Here is a 20362-nt window from a genome sequence, read left to right on the forward strand (position 1 = left end):
GCGGCGGTGGCGCTCGCGGTCGACCGCGCGGGCCCGTCCGCCACGAGCGAACTCGTCGCATCTCATCCGGAAGGTGTGAGGCACCGCCGCCGGAGCGTGCCTAGCGTCGCGGGCACGCGGACCCGACCGGAAGGAGCGCGATGATCCTCGACGTGCTCGGCGAAGTGCTGCCGCTCGCGGTCGGGGTGGCGATCTCCCCTATCCCGATCGTGGCCGCCATCCTCATGCTGCTCTCCCGCGACGCGGACGCGGCCAGTCTCGGATTCGGTCTCGGCTGGGTCGCGGGCATCTTCTCGGCGACCGGTCTGCTCACATTCGGGGCGCGCTGGATCGACCCGGGCGACGGTCAGCCGTCGGCCGCGGCGTCCTGGGTGAAGATCGGACTCGGCGTCGCGCTGGTGGCGCTGGCGATCCGGCAGTGGCGCTCGCGCGCCGACACCTCGGTCCCGGGGTGGATGCGGGCCATCGACGGCCTGACCGCCGTCAAGGCGGCCGGACTCGGTCTGGCCTTGTCCGCGATCAATCCCAAGAACCTGCTGCTGTGCGTCTCGGCGGGCGTCGCGATCGGCACGGCCGGACTCGGCGCGGGCGAACAAGTGGTGACGGTGGCGCTGTTCACCGTTCTCGCGGCGGTCTCGGTACCGGTGCCGGTGGTCGGCTACGCGGTGGCCGCCGACCGGTTGCGCGGCCCGCTGGACGCTACGAAGAACTGGTTGCAGGCCAACAATCACGCCGTGCCGGCGACGCTGCTGCTGGTCATGGGCGCCGTGGTGCTCGGCAAGGGGTTGAGTGGGCTCTGATCGCGGCCGATGTGGTTCCGGCCGCGCGAGGGGGGATTCGTTGACCGGTTCGGCCCGGTCGCCGTAGGCTGCCCGAGCTTGAGTAGAACCTGTTGCAGATTGAGGGTGGTCCGTTGCCTCCGACGAAACTGGTCTTCGCGCTGTGGGAGCCCCGCGACCAGGTGGCCGAGGAACTCACCGCGCGCTGTCGGGCGGCGACGGCCCTGTGCCTCAACCTCGCCGACGCCGCGGTCGCCGGAGCCATGCTGCGCCTGACCGCCTTCGACCGTCCCGTTCAGGCCGTGGTCTCCGTCGACGCCGTCGAGGCCGACATCCCGGCCCTGGTCGAGGAGGTCGCCGCCTGTGCCGATCGCGTCGCGGGGTGGCGAGTCCGCGAGTTCCGCCCCATCGAACCGCCCGCGACGGCCTCCGGTGAGCGCACTCCCGGCCTGGCGAACGTCGCGTTCCTGCGCCGTCCCGCCGACCTGCCCCACGATCGCTGGCTGGAAGCCTGGCGCACCCGGCACACCCCCGTCGCCATCGACACCCAGGCCACCTTCGGCTACGTCCAGAACCTGGTCCTCGACGCCGTCACGCCCGACGCCCCGGAGATCGCCGCCATCGTGGAGGAACTCTTCCCGATGGCCGCCCTGACCGACCCGCACGCCTTCTACGGCAGCGACGGCGACCCCGCCGAACTGACCCGCCGGGTCGAGATCATGATGCGCAGCGTCGCGACCTTCGGCGCGGACCGCGACATCGATGTGGTGCCGACCAGTCGCTACGTCCTGCGCTGAAATCCGCGGTCGGCCCCGCTCCGCGGTCGACCTCGGCCCGCCGGTTCGTAAGCGGTGCCGAGGCGTCACGCGCGGGTGAGGACTCGATTGACGGTTCGCCGTCGGCCGCGTGAGCGCTGTCGGGCGGTGCCGAGGGGTCTTGCGCGGGCGAGGATTCAGCCCGCCGGTTCGCCGTCGGGTGACGATCAGGGGCGGGGATGGTTCCCGGCGGCCGGTGCCGCCGCCGGGACCGGGGCGACACCTCAGCGCTGCGGGAGGAATCCGGTGACCACGAACTCCCGGACGAAGGCGTCGACGGCGGCCCGATCCACGACCGGGCACCGGATCTCGGTGTCGCGCAGAGCCTCCCGCGCCGCATCGTCCGCCCAGGCGAACTCGGCGGCGAATCCGGCGTAATTCCCGGCCGTCAGCACGGCGCGGACCAGCGAGTCGTCACCCGAATCCGCGCGGGCGGCGGCCTGGCGTTCCAAGGCGTCGCGCACGGTGTCGAGGTCGGCGGTCGCGACCGGCATCCCGTGGTCGCGCAGGCTCGCGAAGACCTCGCGCACCGGCACCGGCTCACGGTTGACCAGGTGATACACCCCTTCGTGCCGGGCCGCGCGGGAGATCGCCACGATCGCCGCCGCCACGTAGGTCACCGGCACCAGCGGCACCGCCGTCTCGCCGACCTCGGGGGCCACGCCGAGAATCGCCGCGGCCCGCACCAGATTCCAGAACGAGTCGTCGGCGCTGTTCATCCCGGCCGCCGGATCACCGCAGATCGTGCCGGGTCGGTGGATCGCCACCGGCACACCGCGTTCCCCGGCCGCGCGGACCAATTCCTCGGCCGCCCACTTGGATCGGGCGTACCCGTTCTCGGGCAGGTCCCGCGCGGCCAACCGGGTCGACTCCGCGATCGGCCCGTCCACCGCCGCCGAGCCGACGGTCACGCCCACTGTCGACACGAAATGCACCGGCTTGATCCGCCCGGTCGTCGCCAGTCGCAGCACTTCCCGCGTCGATTCGACATTGACCGCCCGCAGTCGCGCGTACGGATCGACGTGGTTGACCCGCGCGCCGTTGTGGTAGACGACCTCCACCGTGCGCGCGATCGCGGCGTAGTCGTCTTCGGAGAGCCCCAGCCGCGGCGCGGCGAGATCGCCCGGAATCGCCACCACCCGTTGCGCCAGCGCGGGCTCCCACAACCGGAACCGGGTCAGCGCCCGGCGCAGCCGATTGTCCGCCGCGACGGCGTCCTCGGCGCGCACCAGACACCACACCCGCGCCTCGGTGCTGTCGAGCAGTTCGCGCAGCAGGTGCGCGCCGAGGAACCCGGTCGCGCCCGTCAGCAGCACCGTGCGGGGGGTGCCGGTCACGGCCGGTTCCCGGCCGATCGCGGTGATGTCGGCGTCGAGGACCATATCCGCGGCCAGCAGGTCGTCGCTGGACGGAAGGGCATCGAAGACCAGGGGCGACACGGTGTCCGAGCGGCCGGGGAGGTCGTGGTGTTCCGGCGCTTCCGCTGTGCGGCCGGGCCGCGCTGTGGCGTGGCCGTCTTCGGGGGAGTGGGTTCCAGGTTCACCGGAAGGTGCGGTGCCGGTGCTGTCGGCGAGCGGAGCTTCTGTCGTCGTCGCGAGTCCGGGCAGCGAGGTCCCGGTGAGGCGGGTCGCCAGCGCCCCCACCGTGGATTCGGCCAGCAGCACCGCCATCGGCACGGTCACCCCGAGACGGGCCGACAGTCGCTGGTGCAGCGTGAAGGCCAGCAGCGAGGAACCGCCGAGGGCGAAGAAGTCGTCGTCCACGCCGACGCGGTCCAGCCCTAGGACATCGGCGAAGACGGCGGCGATCTCGCGTTCGAGCGGGGTGGCGGGCGCGGCGCCCGCACCAGCGGCGAACACCGGTTCCGGCAGCGCGGCCCGGTCGAGTTTGCCGCTGGAGTTCACCGGGAACGCGGGCAGCACCAGCACGGCGGCCGGGACGAGATAGCCGGGCAGGGTGCGCGAGAGTCCACGTCGCACCGTGTCCGGGTCCAGGGTCGTTCCGGCGGCGGGCACCACGTAGCCGACGAGCTGATCGCCGGTCTCCGAGGGCCGCACCGTCACCGCCGCCTGGGCGACGTCGGCCACGGCCAGCAGCGCGGTCTCGATCTCGCCGAGTTCGATCCGGTGGCCGCGAACCTTGACCTGGAAGTCGGTGCGCCCCAAATAGTCCAGGCCACCCGCGGAGTTCCAGCGGACCAGGTCGCCCGTGCGGTACATGCGCTCGCCCGCGCCGTCGAGCGGATTCGCCACGAACCTGCCCGCGGTGATCGCGGACGCGCCGAGATAGCCGCGCGCCAACTGGACACCGGCCAGATACAGTTCGCCGACCACGCCGACCGGAACCGGTCGCAGCCGCTCGTCCAGCACGTGGCAGATCGAATTGCCCTGCGGCACACCGATAGGGACCGCGCCCGCGCGCAGGTCGGCGGGACGCACGAGATGTCCGGTGATGCTCACCGCGGCCTCGGTGGGCCCGTACAGGTTGTGGATCTCGGCGGAGCAGAGCGCGTCGAGGGCCGCGGCGGTCTCCGGGGGCAGCGCCTCACCGATGACGAAGATCGCGCGCAGCGTGGCGATCTCGGCGGCGCCCGCCTGCGCGGCGAACACCGACAGCATCGACGGCACGAAATCGGTGAGGGTGATCCGGTGCTCGGCGATCGCCCGGCTCAGCGCGGCCGGATCGCGGTGATCCTGCGGGCCCGCCAGGACCAGCGTCGCGCCCGCGCGGATCGGCAGGAAGTAACCCCACAGCGAGACGTCGAAGGTGGCGGGCGTCTTGTGCAGGTAGCGGTCGTGCTCGTCGATCCGGTAGGCGCGCAGCATCCACACCACTTGGTTGAGGATCGCCCGGTGCTCGACCACCACGCCCTTGGGTCGCCCGGTCGACCCGGAGGTATAGATGACGTAGGCGGGATGGTCGCCGCGCAACGGCGCGCGCCGCTCGCCGTCGCGCACGGGCCCGTCGGCGAAGGCCGACAGGTCCAGGGTGTCGACGGCCAGCGCTTCGGCGGCGGTGAACCCGTCGGCGACAGTGGTCAGCACCCGGTGCGGGACGGCGGCGTCGAGGACCGCGCGCACGCGTTCGGCGGGATGGTCCGGGTCCACCGGAACCCAGCAGCCGCCCGCCGCCACGACCGCGTACAGCGCGACGAGCTGGTCGAGACCGCGGCGCATGGCGATCGCCACCACGGTCTCCGGCCCGACCCCGTCCGCGATCAGCCTGCGCGCCAGCCGATTCACCCGCGCGGACAATTCCGCGTAGGTCAGCGAGACCGATCCGGCGATCACCGCGACGGCGTGCGGGGTCGCGCTCGCGCTGCGGACCAGCGCGTCCCCCAACAACTCGGGGACCACGGCGACCCGCTCGCCGCTCGACCACGCCCGCAGCCGTTTCCGCTCGGCGGGCGCGAGGATGTCCAGCGCGCCGACCGCCACGCCAGGATCGGCGGCCACCTCGTGCAGCACCCGCAGGTACCCCTCCACGAAGCGCCGCACCGTCGGCTCGTCGAAAAGGTCGGTGGCATAACAGAAGCGCAGGATGATCGCACCGGGGCCGCCGTCGACCGCGACGGTGTCGACCACCACGATGTGCAGGTCGGTCTTGGCGGTGGTGGCGTCGACGTCCACGAAGGAGAAGCTCAGCCCCGGCAGTTCCAGACTCGCCTGCGCGAAGTTCTGGAACGCGAAACCCACCTGGTAGAGCGGGTGGCGACCGGGGGAGCGCACGGGGTCGACCGCGTCCACGATGTGCTCGAACGGGGCCTCGGCGTGCGCGAAGTTCGCCAGATCCCGATCGCGGGCGCGGGTGAGCAGCGCGGCGAAACTCTCCGCCGGATCGACGGTGGTCCGCGACACCGTCGTGTTGACGAACATGCCCACGAGTTGGTCGAGGGCGGGTTCGGCGCGGTTGGTCATCGGCACGCCGATGGCGATGTCGGCGGTGCCGGACAGGCGCGCGAACAGGACCGCGAGCGCGGTGCGCATCACCATGAACAACGTCGCGCGATGCTCGCGCGCCACCGCCAGCAGGGCGCGGTGCAGGTCGGCGGGCGCCGCGACCTGCACCGCCGCGCCGCGCAGCGAGGCCACCGGCGGGCGCGGGCGGTCGGCGGGCAGATCCAATTCGTCGGGGAGACCGGCCAATTCGGTGGTCCAGTAGTCCAGCTGACGCGCCAGCGTCGAGTCGGGATCGGTGCGCTCGCCGAGGACTTCGCGCTGCCACAATGCGTAATCCGCGTACTGCACGTCCAGCGGACGCCACCCGGGCGCGTTCCCGGCCCGCCGCGCGGCGTAGGCGGCGGCGAGATCGTTGGCCAGCGGGGCCAGCGAGGAACCGTCGGCGCAGATGTGGTGCACGGTGAACACCAGGACGTACCCGTCGCCCGCGCGCAGCAGGGTGATCCGCAGCGGCACCTCGGCGGCGACGTCGAAACCGCGGCCGAGCACGGCGCGCACCCGATCCTCGACGACGGCGGGATCGACGTCCTCGACGGTGAATTCGCCCAGCACGTCCGCGGTGGTCATGACCTCCTGCCGGGGGCCGTCGGCGTCGGCCGGATACCGGGTCCGCAGGGATTCGTGCCGGGTGACGATATCGGCGAAGGCGGCGCGCAGGGCGGTGACGTCGACCTGCTCGCGGGCCACCCGCATGGCGAAGCCGATGTTGTCGACCGCGGAACTCGTATCGAACTGGTTGCGCAGCCAGAACCGCAACTGCGCCGGGGACAACGGGATCCGGGCCGGACGCGGCCGGGCCAGCAGCGCGGGCCGCGCGGAGTCGAAGCGCTGGGACTGGATGGCCGCGGCCAGTCCCGCGACCGTCGGATGGTCGAAGACCAGCCGCGCCGGGATCTGTAGTCGGGTGGTCTCGCCGAGGCGGGCCGCGACCTGCGTCGCCAGGATCGAATTGCCGCCCGCGGCGAAGAAATCCGACTCGGCGCCGACCAGTTCGCGACCGAGCACGTGCGCGAACACGGCCGCGACCAGTTCCTCCCCGAGCCCGGAGAGCCTGCGCGAGGCGGGCTGGTCGGTGACGGTGGCGCGCAGCGCGGCCCGATCGGTCTTGCCGGTGGGCGTCGACGGGAGGCGGTCCAGCACGGTCACCGAGGCGGGCAGCATGAAGCGCGGCAGCCGATCGGCCACCGCGGTCAGCAGCGCGGCCGGATCGAGGTCGGCGCCGGGGCCGGGCTCGACGAACGCGGCCAATTCGGTGTCGCCCGCCGGAGTGCGGCGGTCGACCGTCACCGCGGACCGCACGCCCGGCAGCGCCGACAGCGCGGCGTCGATCTCACCGAGTTCGATACGGAACCCGCGGATCTTCACCTGGTCGTCGCCGCGCCCCAGATAGTCCAATTCGCCGTCGGAACTCCAGCGCACCAGATCGCCCGTGCGATACATGCGGGCCCCGGGCGCGCCGTGCGGGTCGGGCACGAAACGCTGCGCGGTCAGCCCGGGACGACCCCGATAGCCGCGCGCCACCGCCGGACCGCTCAGATACAGCTCACCGGCCACCCCGACCCCGACCAGGCGCAGCCGCGAATCGAGCACCTGCACGCCCACGCCGGGCACCGCCGAGCCGATCGTCACCGGCATCCCCGCCGTCAGCGGGCCGCTGAGGGTGGCGGCGATGGTGGCCTCGGTCGGGCCGTAAGCGTTGTGGAAGGCCCGCCCGCCGAACGCCCAGCGCCGCACCAGCGCGGGCGGACACGGCTCGCCGCCGACCACGACCACCCGCAGCGCCGTCAGCCCGGCCGGTTCGATGGAGGCCAGCGCGGACGGCGTCAGGAAGGCGTGGGTGATCTCGTGCTCGGCCAGTAGCGTCACCAATTCCGGCCCGCCGTAGAGGGTCGGCGGCGCGATCACCATGGTGGCCGCGGGACCGAAGGCCAGCAGCATCTCCAGGATCGAAGCGTCGAATCCGGGCGAGGCGAAATGCAGGACGCGGTCGGACTCGGTCAGGCCGAACCGGGTGATCTGCTCCGCACACAGCGCGGCCAGTCCGGCATGGGTGACCGCGACGCCCTTGGGCAGACCGGTGGACCCGGAGGTGTAGACGAGGTAGGCCGGATTCGCCGGACGCGCCGGGGCGAGCTGATCGAGGTAGGACAGCGGATTGGTCGGCTCCTCGGCGCAGCGCCGCACCAGATCGGGATCGTCCAGGCGCAGCCACTCCAGGGCATCGGGCAGCGCCGCGCGGTGCGCGTCCACGGTCAGGCCGACCAGCGCGCCGCAATCGGCCACCTGGTACTCGATCCGCGCCGGCGGGAAACCGGGATCGATCGGCACGAACGCCGCGCCCGTCTTGGCCACCGCCCACACCGCCACCACCGATTCCAGGGAGCGCGGCAAGGCGATCGCGACCGCCGACTCCGGCCGCGCGCCACGGGCGAGCAGGAGCCGGGCCAACTGCGAGGAACGCGCGTCCAGGGCGCGATAGGTCAGCGTGCGGTCACCGTCGATCACCGCCACACCGTCGGGATTGGCCTCGGCCGCCGCCGTCAACAACGTCGCGAGCGTCGGCGGTTGGACGCCCCCGCGACGACGCGGGCGGGCCCGGCGCGACGACGCGGCCCGTTGCACACCACTGGTCACGTTCTGTCCCGCCTGTACGAACTGCTGAGCGGGCCGATGCTACAACGCGGCCGATCGGTACGCCATCGGCAGATCGCACCGGTGACCGGCAGGTGAACATCCCATCACCAGATCGGGGCGTGCGTCCCCGGCCCAGAACCGCGTGCCGCGCCCGAGCGCAGCCGGATCGCCGCCACGACCGTGACAACCAGCACAGTCACCAGTTCCAGCAGATTCCAGGCGACGGGGTCCGACGGCGACGGCATCGGCTCGAACCGCTCGGTCGCGCGGGCGGCCGTCGGCGGGGCCGCCACCGGCTCCGGGGGAGCGTCGACCACCGGAACCGGCATCGGCGGCCCGATCGCCTGCGGGGCCCGCGACGGCGCGGGCGGTATCTCCGGAACCGGCGGGAGGGGATCGAGCCGCAGCGGTATCCCCGGTAGTTCCGGCACGGGTACCAGGAGCAGACACGTCGGCAGCGCACTGCCCAGCGCCGCGCTCCCCACGGCCGCGCTGCCCACCGCCGCGCTGCCGAGCGCCGCGCCGCTCCCGGAACCGCTCGATCCCGTTCCCACGCCGCTCCCGGGGCCCGATCCGCTCGATCCCGGCCCGACCAGGTACGGCCCGTGCGACCCGGCCGCCGAACCGACGCCGCTGGTCGCCGACCCCAGTGCGAGCAGGCCGCTCCCGGCCGCCGCGCTTCCCGCGCAGGCCACCGCGACGCTGCCCGTGTCCACCCCGAGCGTCTCGGCCGAGTTCGCCGAGGGCGCGGCCTCGCCGGGTGTCGCGAGCGTCGTGCCCGGAATGCGGACCGGCGCAACGTCGCTCGGTGTCGTGGGCGCGGCGGCCGGCGCTGTATCGTTCGGTGACGCGGATCCGGTGGCGGGTGACAACGCCAGTTCCTCTCCGACCGAGGCGCTTCCGGTGTCGACGGCGACGGGACCGGCGCTGCCGGAGGCGATGTCGGCAGGCGGACCGGCCTGCGCGGGCGCGGCGGGCAGCAGCAGGGCGAGCGCGACCACCCATGGACGGGTGCGCGGGACGAGCGGAGTCATCGACGGCCGCCCGGATCAGTCGACGAGTCGGTGGTCGGCGCGGTCGATCTGCTCGAAGCGCGTGACCGCGAGCTCGAAAGCCGCACGGGGGACCGGGTTCCCGCCCGCGAACGGGTGATCCAGGCTCTGGATCTGCCACAGCGACGCGCCCACCACCACGCCCAGTGTTCGGGCGCAGGGCGCGCTCGTCGTCCATCACCGCCCATTCCGGGCCGATCACCTGCGCGGTGTAGTCGCGCAGTCCGGCCTGCACGCCCGCCGCACCTCCGGAACCCCGCGCGGACGAAAAAGCTGTGATCGGAGGGATATTCGCGACGACACGCGGTGCGGATCAGGGCCTGGCCCGGACAACCCGCTGTCCGGGATCGACTCTGGCGTAATCGTTTCCGGTCGTCTCCGACCGCTCGGTCAGAGACCGAATTTCGCGGTGGCGTGCGCGACGATCTCGTCCAGGCGCGCGTGATGCGCGCCTTTCCAATACGCCTGACCGCATTCCACGCACTGCGCGAAGGTGTCGTAGGTCTGCTCGGTGCTGCCCGGCAGTTGCCCGCGCATCGACTCCTTGTCCGCCGCCCGCAGCGCACCGTTGCACGCGGTGCAGCGCGTCCACGGCGCGAGGCGCGGACCGAAACGCGACAGCACGTCGTCGAGTTGATCGGCGGGCCGATGGCTGTAGATGTAAGCGCCCGCGAAGATCTCGCGCCGCCGCAGCAGGCCGCGATCGCGCGAGAGCAGCACCCGGCGTTCGCCCGCCGACCGGGCCGCCAACGCCGCGTCGCCGATATCGGGGTTCTCGTAGGCGGCGTCCACGCCGAGCAGTCGCAGCCGTCGCGCCAGCGTGCCGAGATGGATGTCGAGCAGGAAGCGCGGTTGCTCGGTCAGCCGCTGCGGGCGGGTCACGGCGGCCACCACGATCACCTGACCGGCCGCCGGGATGTGCGCGGGCGGCGACGTGCGCCCGTCCACCACCAGTTCGCCCACCTCGGTCAGCGGCACGCCCAGCGACTCCACCAGGTGACCGAGCGTCGACACCCCGTCGACCCGCACGCGGGTCGCGCCACCCCGCCGCGCCGCGCCGACGAAGACGTCCAACTCCGGCGCGAAGCCGATCGTGATCTCCCCGGACTCCACCCAGTCAGCATGCCGGCGTCGCGGCCGTCGCGCCCACCGGATTTCCCCCGCCGGCGCGGGGCCGGCCGCCGCTCGGCGGCCGCCGCCTCGGCCTTCGGGCGTCAGGGTTCGACGGTGGCGGGGGAGGGCGAGCAGATCGGTGATGCGGTGCGCGGGCATCGGACGGTGGAAGTGCCAGCCCTGCGCGGTGTCGCAGCCCAGGTCGCGCAACCGTTCGGCTTGGTAGGCCGTCTCCACGCATTCCGCGGTGACCGTCAGCCCCAGCGCGTGGCTCAGGCCGACGATGGTCTCGAGGACCAGCAGGTCCGAGCGCTGCACCGTCTCCGGCGTCCGGATGCGCTGCACGAACGGGCCGGCCAGTTTGACCACGTGCAGCGGTAGCTGACCCAGGTAGGCGAGATTGGAGTATCCGGTGCCGAAATCGTCGATCGCAATGCGAACGCCTTGTTCGGCCAGTGTCCGCAGCGCCTCGAGCGGACGGCCGGTGGTCTCCATGAAGGTGCGTTCGGTCAACTCCAGTTGCAGCAGAGCGGGCGGGATGCCGGTGTCGGCGATGATCCGCCGCACCCGCTCCAACCACGTCGGATCGGCCACCTCCGCCGCCGAGACGTTCACGCTCACCGTCGGCGTGTGCTCCGGGAACCGGTCGCACCACCCGCGACTGTCCTGACACGCCAACTCCAGCACCAGCGCGCCGAGCGCGTCGATATGTCCGTTGTCCTCGGCCAGATCGACGAACCGGCCCGGCGGCAGCACACCGAGTTCGGGATGCCGCCAGCGCACCAGTGCCTCCACCGCCGTCAGGCGCGCGTCGCCCAGCGCCACGATGGGCTGGTAGTCGAGGAAGAACTCACCGCGGGTGAACGAGGCGGGCATCGCCGCCGACAACTCGGCCCGGGTGTGCTCGCGGCGGTCGCGGTCCGGATCGAACACCGAATAGCGGTCGCGCCCCGCCGCCTTCGCCCAGTACATCGTGGTGTCCGCCGCCTGGAGCAGGTCGTCGGCGCTCGCGTGATGCCTGCGATCCTCGATGACGCCGATACTGGCCGTCACCGTCATGTGGTGGCCGTGCACGTCGAACGGGCGGGCCAGCGTGTCGAGGATGGTGCGCGCCAGCGAGGCCACCTCGCCCGGACCGCGCGGACGCGGGACCAGCACCACGAATTCGTCTCCGCCCATGCGCGCCACGATCTGGTCCGGCAGACCCGCGCACGCGCTCAACCGCGCCGCCGCCTGCACCAGCACCTCGTCGCCCGCGGCGTGTCCGAAGGTGTCGTTGACGCTCTTGAAGTGGTCCAGGTCGACGTAGCACAGGCCGACCCGCGCGGAGGTGTCGGCGAACGCGGCCCGCAACGCGTCGAAGAACTTGGAACGGTTGGGAAGTCCGGTCAGCTGGTCGTGGTTGGCGCGGTAGTCCAGGCGTTCGCGCAGGGCGCGCCGCTCGGAGATGTCCTCCACCAGGACCAGGGTGAACTGGGGACGGCCGTGGGTGTCGCGGATCAGCGAGACGTTCAGGTTCGTCCACACCGCGTGCCCGTCGCGATGCGAATACGCCTTCTCCACCTGCACGTTGTCGACCTCGCCGCGCAGCAGCGACGAATACAGCTCCCACATCCCGGGCGGATCGTCGGGATGGGTCAGATCGGTGACCGACATCCGCGCCATCCGCTCCGGCTCGTATCCGAGCATCCGCGCGAACGCCACGTTCACCTCGATGATCCGGCCCGACATATCCGACAGACCGGTCCCCACGCCCGCCTGGGAGAACACCGCCCGCAACCGTGCTTCGCTGGCGCGCAACTGTTCCTCGGCCTCGCGGCGCGCCGTGATCTCCGCCGCGCGCACACTCTCCTGCTCGGTCAGCAGCCAGCCGCGGAAGGCCCGCAGGTAACCGGTGGCGAAGGCGGCCAGCAGATCCGCCGCTCCTTCGGGAAAATGCTGCCCCAGCACGGCGATACTGCGGCCCAGGACCTCCGAACCCACGAAATGCGAACCGGCCAGTCGCGCGCCGACCGCCGCGATCCGGTCGCTCGGCAACGGCGAAACGGCTGCGGCATCGACCAGTTCGGCCGCGAACTCCGTCAGCAGCGCCCGCGCCTCGGCCGCGCTCATCGGGACGATGTGATCGCGAGCACCCTCGCGTAGCGCGGCCGACCAGCGGCCCGCGAGGTCGGTGTGCGGGCCGACAGGATGTGGTGCGGGCCCGGCATCCCATCCCATGAGCACACATAGTAGTGGACAACCTCCGTCCGGACGCACGCTGGGATAGGATGCACAGGCCGGTGCGCGGCGTCGGCGAAACAGGGTCGGTGCGAGAGGATTTGGCCATCCATGACCAGACCGAGCTGGGCGCCCGAGGGCATCGACGTCGAACGGCCCAGCGCTTCGCGGGTCTACGACTACTTCGTCGGCGGGATGCACAACTTCGAGATCGACCGTCGACTGGCCGACCAGATCGCCGCGTTCACCCCGAACATCGCCGAAACCATGCGCGCGAACCGGGAACTGCTGCGGCGCTGTGTCCGCCACCTCGTCGAGGCGGGCATCGACCAGTTCCTCGACATCGGCTCCGGTATACCGACCGTCGGGAATGTTCACGAGGTCGCCCAAGCCGGTAACCCCGCCGCGCGTGTCGTGTACGTCGACATCGATCCGGTCGCGGTCGCGCACAGCAGCGCCATCCTCGACGGCGACCCCAACACCGCCGTCATCCTCGCCGACGCCGCCGACCCGGCCCGCATCCTCGCCGACCCCCAGGTCCGCGACCTGCTCGACTTCGACCGCCCGATCGCCGTCCTGCTCCTGGGCGTCCTGCACTTCCTCCCCGACGAAGCCGACCCCGCCGCCAGCGTCGCCCACCTGCGCGAAGCCGTCGCGGCGGGCAGCTACCTGGCCATCACCCACGCCACCGCCGACGGCCAACCCGAAGAAGTCCTCGAAGCCCAGAAGCTCTCCGGCCGCACCGACACCACGATCGTCCTGCGCCCGAAATCCGCCATCGCCGCCTACTTCGGCGACTGGCCCCTCCTGGACCCCGGCCTCGTCCCCCTCCCCCTCTGGCGCCCCGACACCCCCACCGATTCCCCCGAATCCCCCTGGCAATCCGGCGCCTACGGCGCCCTAGCCCGCAAACCCTGACCTGGGCGCTAGCGCGGCGAATCCCATCGGCATTCGGTGGGGTTCCACGTACCGGTCGACACGGTGCCGTCCAGCAAGGGATTCATGCACCGCCCGAGGAACGCAAGTGCGTCGTCCAAGCGGTGCAGTGCCTTCGGCAGCCCGGTGACACTCGCCGCGAGGGCTGGATAGGCGTCGTGCCATCGCGGCCCGGGTGTGTGGATCGACCCGGGGAGTTGGAGAGCCGGTCGACGCGCACGCTGATGATCCAGCGCGGACACGACCGCCGCCGCGTCGAAAGCGGAGGTGCGGAGAATGAGCAACAAATCCACCAGATCACGCCACCGTGTCGAGGGATGCTGTGCCGCCCCGTGGTACTCGTACATCGCCGCGAGCTTGTCGGCGATCTGGTCGGCGAGCGGATAGCACGCGAACGGCGGCAGCGGCGCGACGTCTGCGATCTCGATCGTCTGCTTCGGCGCGATCCGGTCGATCAACGTCCGGCCCGCCGTCAGGTCGATCGGAAAGTGCTGGAGGTCTCTGGTCCCGAGTCGCGGAGTGGCCCGAACCTGCCAGACAGCGGTGGACCCTTCGTGGACATTGCGCTGCCTGACGTCCAATTGGAAGGTCAGCCGATCCAATGAACTGGTCGCGGAGACGGTGCGGTCCAGTTCTTCGAATGCTCGCTCCAGATCGGCGTCCAGATGCAGCAAGTCCACATCTTGGCTGTGCCGTGCCCCGCTGATCCGCACGAGCAGTGCGGTGCCGCCCTTCAGAATCCAAGGTGACGCCGGATCGGCGAACACCCGAGCGAGCATGCGTTGCATGTAGAACTCGCGATGCAGTTCCGCCGGCGGGCGTGACAAGGCGCGGGCCTGTTCGGTGATCCGCTGGTTGATCGCGGCCTGGAATCCGCGGCGGCTCGCATACTTCTCCGGCACAGTTCTCCCCCTCGGTCGTCGTCTCGGCTCCCGTCGCACCGAGATGCCCGCGACGGAGTGCACGATTCGTCGGGGCCGCGCACATGCTAGCGAAAGCGTTTGCGGTGCTGCGCTGTTCGACCGTAGAGCTGTTGATGGGAGGCCGATCGGCCGGTGGATTCGGTCGGAATTGACGTCTATTCGTCGCGAGTGAGGTCGCGCGCCGATTCCGGCACGCCCGCCTGGCGGATGAAGTCGCGCACGAGTTCCTCGCCCGCACCCAGTGGCAATCCGTAGAAGTGGGCGAAGGGGCGCAGGGCGGCGGCGAGTTCGTCACGGGTGGCATCCGCGCTGAGGATCGTGTCGCGGGCAATCGTTGCCAAGTGGCCGCCGTCCAAGCGAGTTCGAGCGAGATCCAGGGTCGTGCGCAACGGTCTGGTGACCGGGAGTCCCGCCACCGGATACCACTCCGAGCGTGCGAGTTCACGTACGTGAAACCGCACATCCGGGCTACGGGTGCCACGCCGTTTCGGCACGGTGAACTCGTGGATGTCGGCGTCGATGTCGCCCAGGTCCAGCAGTCTGGCGGCGGAACGATGGGAGACGACGCCGACAGGAGTTGGATCGGTGAGTCGGTCGCCCGCGGTGCGTGTGGGTTCCAGGGCCAGCCATTCGGCTCGGATCGCATCCCAAGGCGTCTCCGGAGCGCCGGTGAGTCGGTAGACGCCGTGGCGAAGCCGGGTGAGCAGTTCGGCCTCGGTCAGTCGCTTGAGTTGTTGGGCGACGAAGCCGAGATCGCCGGCTTGCGCGGACGTGAACAGCCCCCATTGCGACCCTGCCAGGTCGGCTAGGTCCACAAGCCTCTCGACTCCACGCATGGCATCAAAAATAACATTGAAACCGCAATAGTGCGCACGAGCATCCAGTTTTGATGTTCTATTAATGATTTTTGATGACAGATTGAGCCGCACGCGGGAGGTCGGTGTGGCGCGAAATAGGCACGCGCAGGTGCGGCGGCGGTGTTCGTGTTCGCCCGTTGCGCCTGGTCTCGTGTCGAGGAGATACGGCGCAGAAGAGCGGGCGGGTGTCGGTGGGGAGGGTTAGCCTCGGGGTATGTGCCGAAATATCACGCCCCTGCGGGGGTTGGAACCTGCGGCGACATCGGAGGAGATCGAGGCCGCCGCGCTGCAATATGTTCGCAAGGTCGGGGGGATCTCCTCGGTTTCGGAGGCCACGCGGCCCGCGATCGAGGAGGCGGTGGCGGAGATCGCGGCCGTGACGCACCGGTTGTTGGCGCGGTTGCCGGATCGCAAGGCGCCGCCGAAGACGGTGCCGCCGTTGCGCAGGCCCGAGGTGCGGGCGCGGATCGCCGCGCGGGACGCCACGGCCTCGTGACCGAGCGGAAACCGGCCGGTTCCACTTTCGAGTCCTGGATCGACAAGCAGGTCAGGGAGGCCGCCGAGCGCGGCGAGTTCGAGAATCTGGCCGGTGCGGGGAAGCCGATCCCCGGGGCGGGCTCGCCGATCGACGAGAACTGGTGGTTGCGGGGGTACCTGCGCCGGGAGGGGGTGAGCGGCGACGTCATGTTGCCGACCTCGCTCCGGTTGCGGCGCGAGGTGGAGCGGTTCCCGGACGGGCTGGGGGAGTTCGATTCCGCCGACGAGGTGCGCGCGGCCTGCGCGGACCTCAACGCGCGCATCGTGGACTGGATGCGGGTGCCGCAGGGCCCCATGGTGCCGATGGGGCTGGTCGACGTCGAGGACATGCTCACCCGGTGGAGTGCGCTACGCGCGCCCGCCGCCCGGACCGTCCCCGAACCGCCGCCCCACATTGCCGAACCGCGCGAACGGACCGCACGCCGAGGGTGGCGCGGGTGGTTCCGTCGCGGGTCCGGGTGAAGGCGTACACCGCGCGGGTCAGTCGCGACGACGACGCGTGGCGGGTCGAGGTGCCCGAAGTCGGCCGTGTCACCCGGGCCGGCGAACTGGCCGAGGTGGAGGGGACAGCGCGCGACCTGATCGCGGACAGCGACGACGTCGAACCGGACTCCTTCGACCTCGCGCTCGTCATCGAATTTCCCGATCGGGCCTCCGACCGCCCCTGATCCCCGCCCGCGATAGCCGGTCCGCCCTCGGCGCAGCGGCGACGCCGTGGACGACGGCGGACAGGTCGGCGCGATTCGCGTCGCGGTCGGTGTCGGGGCGGATGCCGATGACCGGTCCGCCGCCGGAGCGCGCGCCCGCCGCGACGGCGGCCATCACCCCGCTGCCGCCGCCGCACAGCACGGTGACGCCCGCTTCGGCGAGCAGACGCCCGACTTCCCGCGCCCACGCGGCTTCGGCGGCGGTGCGGTCGCGGGGTCCGCAGACGGCGACCTGGGGTGGTGGCATGGTGTCTCCGTTCCGGGAGGGGTCAGTCGGCGGGCGCGAACCAGGTCGGTTCCTCGGCCAGGGTCCGCGCGATGCGGAAGCGGTCGTGCTCGCGCAGGTCGGGCAGGTCCTCGGGCGCGAACCACCCGACTTCGAGCGATTCGTCGTCGTTGACCCGTGCCTCGCCGCCGACGGCCCGGCAGGCGACGGTGATGTCCATGAACTGGCAGATGTCGCCGTTGGGGTAGGTGTGCGGGGGCAGCGCGCGCACCAGCACGACGCGTTCGACCACGCAGTGCACGGCTGTTTCCTCGTAGACCTCGCGCACCGCGCACGCCGCGGGCTGTTCGCCGGGTTCTGGCATGCCCGCCAACACCGACCAGTGCCCGTTGTCGGCGCGGCGGCCGAGCAGGATGCGTCCGGCGTCGTCGCGGACGACCGCGGAGACGCCGGGCAGCCAGAGCAGTTGGGTGCCCGCGCTCGCCCGGATGGTGTGGATGAAATCGGGGGTGGCCATGCGACGACCGTAGGCGAAGGTGACGAAATCCCTGCTTGTCGGCGGTGAACGTCGCGGACCCCGGTGCGGCGGGGGTACGTTGCCTGTCATGACGACCACCGACCGGCCTGGGGCCGACATCAAGCCGCGCAGCCGCGATGTCACCGACGGACTGGAGAAGACCGCGGCGCGCGGGATGTTGCGCGCGGTCGGGATGGGGGACGCCGATTTCGCGAAATCGCAGATCGGCGTCGCCTCGTCGTGGAACGAGATCACGCCGTGCAACCTGTCGCTGGACCGGTTGGCCAAGGCGTGCAAGGACGGTGTCTTCGAGGGCGGCGGCTATCCGCTGGAGTTCGGCACGATCTCGGTGTCGGACGGCATCTCGATGGGGCACGAGGGCATGCATTTCTCGCTGGTGTCGCGCGAGGTGATCGCGGACAGTGTGGAGACGGTGATGCAGGCCGAACGACTCGACGGTTCGGTGCTGCTGGCGGGCTGCGACAAATCGCTGCCGGGCATGTTGATGGCGGCGGCACGGCTGGATCTGGCGAGCGTGTTCCTCTACGCGGGGTCGATTCTGCCGGGGATCGCGAAACTGTCGGACGGGTCCGAACGCGAGGTCACCATCATCGACGCGTTCGAGGCGGTGGGGGCGTGCGCGCGCGGGTTGATGTCGCGCGAGGACGTCGACGCGATCGAACGCGCGATCTGTCCGGGCGAGGGCGCGTGCGGCGGCATGTACACGGCGAACACGATGGCCAGTGCGGCCGAGGCGTTGGGAATGTCGTTGCCGGGCAGTGCCGCCCCGCCCGCGACCGACCGTCGCCGTGACGGTTTCGCGCGCAGCAGCGGCCGCGCGGTGGTGGAGTTGTTGCGGCGCGGGATCACCGCGCGCGACATCCTCACCCGTGAGGCGTTCGAGAACGCGATCGCGGTGGTGATGGCCTTCGGCGGTTCCACCAACGCGGTGCTGCACCTGTTGGCGATCGCGCACGAGGCCGAGGTGCCGTTGGATCTGGACGATTTCGCGCGGGTCGGCGCGCGGGTGCCGCACCTGGCGGATGTGAAACCGTTCGGCAGTTACGTGATGACCGACGTCGACCGCATCGGCGGCGTGCCGGTGGTGATGAAGGCGCTGCTGGACGCCGGTCTGCTGCACGGGGATTGCCTGACGGTGACGGGAAAGACGGTGGCGGAGAACCTGGCCGACGTCGCACCGCCCGATCCGGACGGAAAGGTGTTGCGCGCCATGACCGCCCCGATCCATCCGACCGGCGGCATCACCATCCTGCGCGGGTCGTTGGCCCCGGGTGGCGCGGTGGTCAAGTCCGCCGGTTTCGATTCCGATGTGTTCACCGGTACCGCACGGGTTTTCGAGCGCGAGCGGGCCGCGCTGGACGCGCTCGAGGACGGCACGATCACCGGCGGTGACGTGGTGGTCATCCGCTACGAGGGCCCCAAGGGCGGGCCGGGGATGCGGGAGATGTTGGCGATCACGGCCGCGATCAAGGGCGCGGGGCTGGGCAAGGACGTCCTGCTGCTGACCGATGGTCGCTTCTCCGGCGGCACCACCGGGTTGTGTGTGGGGCATGTGGCGCCGGAGGCGGTGGACGCGGGCCCGATCGCGTTCGTGCGCGACGGCGACCGCATCACCCTCGACGTCGCCAACGGCACCCTCGATCTGGATGTCGACGAGCGCGAATTGGCCGACCGCGCCGTGGGTTGGGCGCCGCTGGCGCCCCGCTACACCCGCGGTGTGCTGGCGAAATACACCAAACTGGTCGGCTCGGCCTCGATCGGCGCGGTCTGCGGCTGAATGCCGCGCTGCTGTGAGCGGATCCGCTCACAGCAGCGTCGCGCGCATTCCCGGCCCCGCGCGCCGCATCGTGGAGGCATGGCTCACGACGACAAGACTCCACTGTTCGGGTGGCGCGCCCGCGAACAACTCTTCGGCCGCCGCATCCTCGTACTCGACGGTCCGCTCGACGACGACAACGGCACCTTGCTGATGACGCAGTTGCTCACGCTGGCCGCCGAGGATTCCGCGGCGGGCATCTCGCTGTGGATCCACTCACCCGGCGGGTCGGTGCCCGCGATGCTCGCCATCCGCGACGTCATGCGGTTGGTTCCGTGCGAAGTCTCCACGCTCGCACTGGGATTGGCGTGCAGCGCGGGGCAGTTCCTGCTCTCCTCGGGAAGCAGGGGCCGCCGCTACGCGCTGCCGCACGCGCGCATCCTCATGCACCAGGGCTCGGCGGGCATCGGCGGCAGCACCGTGGACGTGCAGGTGCAGGCCGAGGACCTGCGCTACACCGTGGACACCGTGCTCGGCATCATCGCCGAGGACACCGGCCAACCGTTCGACCGCATCTACGAGGATTCGCTGCACGACCGCTGGTTCACCGCCGCCCAAGCCCGCGACTACGGCTTCGTCGACGCCATCGTGGACAGCTTCGACAGTATCGTCCCGCAACGGCACCGGATCGGAATCTCATGAGCTCCTACACGATTCCCAATGTCATCGCCCAGCATCCGCGCGGCGGTGAACGCATCACCGACATCTATTCGCACCTGCTCGCCGAACGCATCGTCTACCTGGGCACCCCGATCGATTCGGGGGTGGCCAACGCGCTGATCGCCCAGTTGCTGCACCTGGAGTCGGACAGTCCCGAACAGGAGATCCAGCTCTACATCAACTGCGAGGGCGGCGACCTGTCGGCGGGGCTGGCCATCTACGACACCGTGCAGCACATCGGCGCGCCCGTGCACACCACCTGCGTCGGGCAGGCCATCGCGGTCGGCGCGGTCCTGCTCGCGGCGGGCGCGCCGGGGCATCGCGCGCTGCTCCCGCACGCCAGGGTGGTCCTGCACCAACCCGCCGCGCGCGGACAGGGCGCGATCCCGGACCTGATCATCCAGGCCGATGAGCTGGTGCGGATGCGCGCCGAAATCGAGTCGATCCTGGCCGCGCACACCGGCCAGACCGCCGAACGGTTACGTCACGACACCGACCGCGACCGGGTGTTCACCGCCCAGGCGGCCGTCGATTACGGCTTGGCCGACCACGTGATGCGCCCGCGCGGGTAATAGTCGGCGGGGAGGGGC

At 71.1% G+C, this 20362-nt stretch carries 17 protein-coding genes; 9 read left to right on the plus strand and 8 right to left on the minus strand.

From position 1 onward, the window contains the following. The first annotated feature begins 143 nt into the window (after positions 1 to 143). Both ON30_RS06335 and ON30_RS06340 read left to right on the plus strand, forming a co-directional pair. Entirely contained in the window at positions 144 to 800 is a 657-nt protein-coding gene (locus tag ON30_RS06335; RefSeq protein ID WP_085999283.1) for a GAP family protein, read from the plus strand. Positions 801 to 913: 113 nt separating this feature from the next. Next, complete coding sequence (locus ON30_RS06340; protein ID WP_245553955.1) at positions 914 to 1576, plus strand: EthD domain-containing protein; 663 nt, start codon at positions 914 to 916, stop codon at positions 1574 to 1576. Between the two features lie 242 nt (positions 1577 to 1818). Here the strand turns inward: ON30_RS06340 and ON30_RS06345 are convergent, their stop codons facing one another. From ON30_RS06345 to ON30_RS06355, 4 genes are all read right to left on the minus strand, one after another. After that, positions 1819 to 8187, minus strand: a complete 6369-nt coding sequence (locus ON30_RS06345) for a non-ribosomal peptide synthetase (protein WP_083911176.1) — start codon at positions 8185 to 8187, stop codon at positions 1819 to 1821. A 104-nt stretch (positions 8188 to 8291) separates the two neighbouring features. Further along, positions 8292 to 9221 carry a hypothetical protein gene (locus tag ON30_RS38370; RefSeq protein ID WP_157183627.1) on the minus strand — a complete coding sequence of 310 codons (930 nt, stop codon included), beginning with the start codon at positions 9219 to 9221 and terminating at the stop codon, positions 8292 to 8294. Between the two features lie 15 nt (positions 9222 to 9236). Beyond that, positions 9237 to 9377 carry a hypothetical protein gene (locus tag ON30_RS38865; protein WP_157183628.1) on the minus strand — a complete coding sequence of 47 codons (141 nt, stop codon included), beginning with the start codon at positions 9375 to 9377 and terminating at the stop codon, positions 9237 to 9239. Between the two features lie 252 nt (positions 9378 to 9629). Beyond that, positions 9630 to 12572, minus strand: a complete 2943-nt coding sequence (locus tag ON30_RS06355) for an EAL domain-containing protein (protein ID WP_083911178.1) — start codon at positions 12570 to 12572, stop codon at positions 9630 to 9632. Positions 12573 to 12683: 111 nt separating this feature from the next. Here ON30_RS06355 and ON30_RS06360 point away from each other — a divergent pair, with 111 nt between their 5' ends. Continuing rightward, on the plus strand, positions 12684 to 13490 hold the full coding sequence (locus ON30_RS06360) for an SAM-dependent methyltransferase (protein ID WP_040704859.1): 807 nt from the start codon (positions 12684 to 12686) through the stop codon (positions 13488 to 13490). 8 nt (positions 13491 to 13498) lie between these two features. On the opposite strand, the gene ON30_RS06365 is transcribed toward ON30_RS06360, so the two are convergent. Further along, the gene (locus ON30_RS06365; RefSeq protein WP_040704860.1) at positions 13499 to 14410 is read right to left on the minus strand and encodes a nucleotidyl transferase AbiEii/AbiGii toxin family protein; all 912 of its coding nucleotides are present in this window, start codon (positions 14408 to 14410) and stop codon (positions 13499 to 13501) included. Positions 14411 to 14586: 176 nt separating this feature from the next. Continuing rightward, positions 14587 to 15360, minus strand: coding sequence for a type IV toxin-antitoxin system AbiEi family antitoxin domain-containing protein (locus ON30_RS06370; protein WP_157183629.1), 774 nt, complete (start codon positions 15358 to 15360; stop codon positions 14587 to 14589). A gap of 142 nt (positions 15361 to 15502) precedes the next feature. Between ON30_RS06370 and ON30_RS06375 the strand changes: the two genes are divergently transcribed. Genes ON30_RS06375 through ON30_RS40880 form a run of 3 tightly spaced genes read left to right on the plus strand, consistent with a single transcriptional unit; the run spans position 15503 to position 16493 of the window. Continuing rightward, positions 15503 to 15784 (plus strand): DUF2277 domain-containing protein, encoded by a 282-nt coding sequence (locus ON30_RS06375; RefSeq protein WP_040704863.1) that lies wholly within the window; start codon positions 15503 to 15505, stop codon positions 15782 to 15784. Then, positions 15781 to 16287 carry a DnaJ family domain-containing protein gene (locus ON30_RS06380; protein WP_040704864.1) on the plus strand — a complete coding sequence of 169 codons (507 nt, stop codon included), beginning with the start codon at positions 15781 to 15783 and terminating at the stop codon, positions 16285 to 16287. The genes ON30_RS06375 and ON30_RS06380 overlap by 4 nt, the downstream gene beginning before the upstream one ends. Then, the gene (locus ON30_RS40880; RefSeq protein ID WP_245553956.1) at positions 16263 to 16493 is read left to right on the plus strand and encodes a hypothetical protein; all 231 of its coding nucleotides are present in this window, start codon (positions 16263 to 16265) and stop codon (positions 16491 to 16493) included. The genes ON30_RS06380 and ON30_RS40880 overlap by 25 nt, the downstream gene beginning before the upstream one ends. Here the strand turns inward: ON30_RS40880 and ON30_RS40040 are convergent. Both ON30_RS40040 and ON30_RS06395 read right to left on the minus strand, forming a co-directional pair. After that, positions 16456 to 16779 (minus strand): SLOG cluster 4 domain-containing protein, encoded by a 324-nt coding sequence (locus tag ON30_RS40040; protein WP_169334886.1) that lies wholly within the window; start codon positions 16777 to 16779, stop codon positions 16456 to 16458. The genes ON30_RS40880 and ON30_RS40040 overlap by 38 nt on opposite strands. 22 nt (positions 16780 to 16801) lie before the next feature. Beyond that, complete coding sequence (locus tag ON30_RS06395) at positions 16802 to 17275, minus strand: NUDIX hydrolase (protein WP_040704866.1); 474 nt, start codon at positions 17273 to 17275, stop codon at positions 16802 to 16804. Between the two features lie 88 nt (positions 17276 to 17363). On the opposite strand from ON30_RS06395, the gene ilvD reads away from it, so the two are divergent. The 3 genes from ilvD to ON30_RS06410 all read left to right on the plus strand — a co-directional run bounded on the left by ilvD (position 17364) and on the right by ON30_RS06410 (position 20344). After that, entirely contained in the window at positions 17364 to 19073 is a 1710-nt protein-coding gene (ilvD, locus tag ON30_RS06400; RefSeq protein WP_040704867.1) for a dihydroxy-acid dehydratase, read from the plus strand. 78 nt (positions 19074 to 19151) lie between these two features. Beyond that, positions 19152 to 19754, plus strand: a complete 603-nt coding sequence (locus tag ON30_RS06405; RefSeq protein ID WP_040704868.1) for a ClpP family protease — start codon at positions 19152 to 19154, stop codon at positions 19752 to 19754. After that, entirely contained in the window at positions 19751 to 20344 is a 594-nt protein-coding gene (locus ON30_RS06410; protein ID WP_040704869.1) for a ClpP family protease, read from the plus strand. The genes ON30_RS06405 and ON30_RS06410 overlap by 4 nt, the downstream gene beginning before the upstream one ends. Positions 20345 to 20362: the final 18 nt, after the last annotated feature.

This window comes from Nocardia takedensis NBRC 100417 (genome assembly GCF_000308695.1).
GTDB lineage: Bacteria > Actinomycetota > Actinomycetes > Mycobacteriales > Mycobacteriaceae > Nocardia > Nocardia takedensis.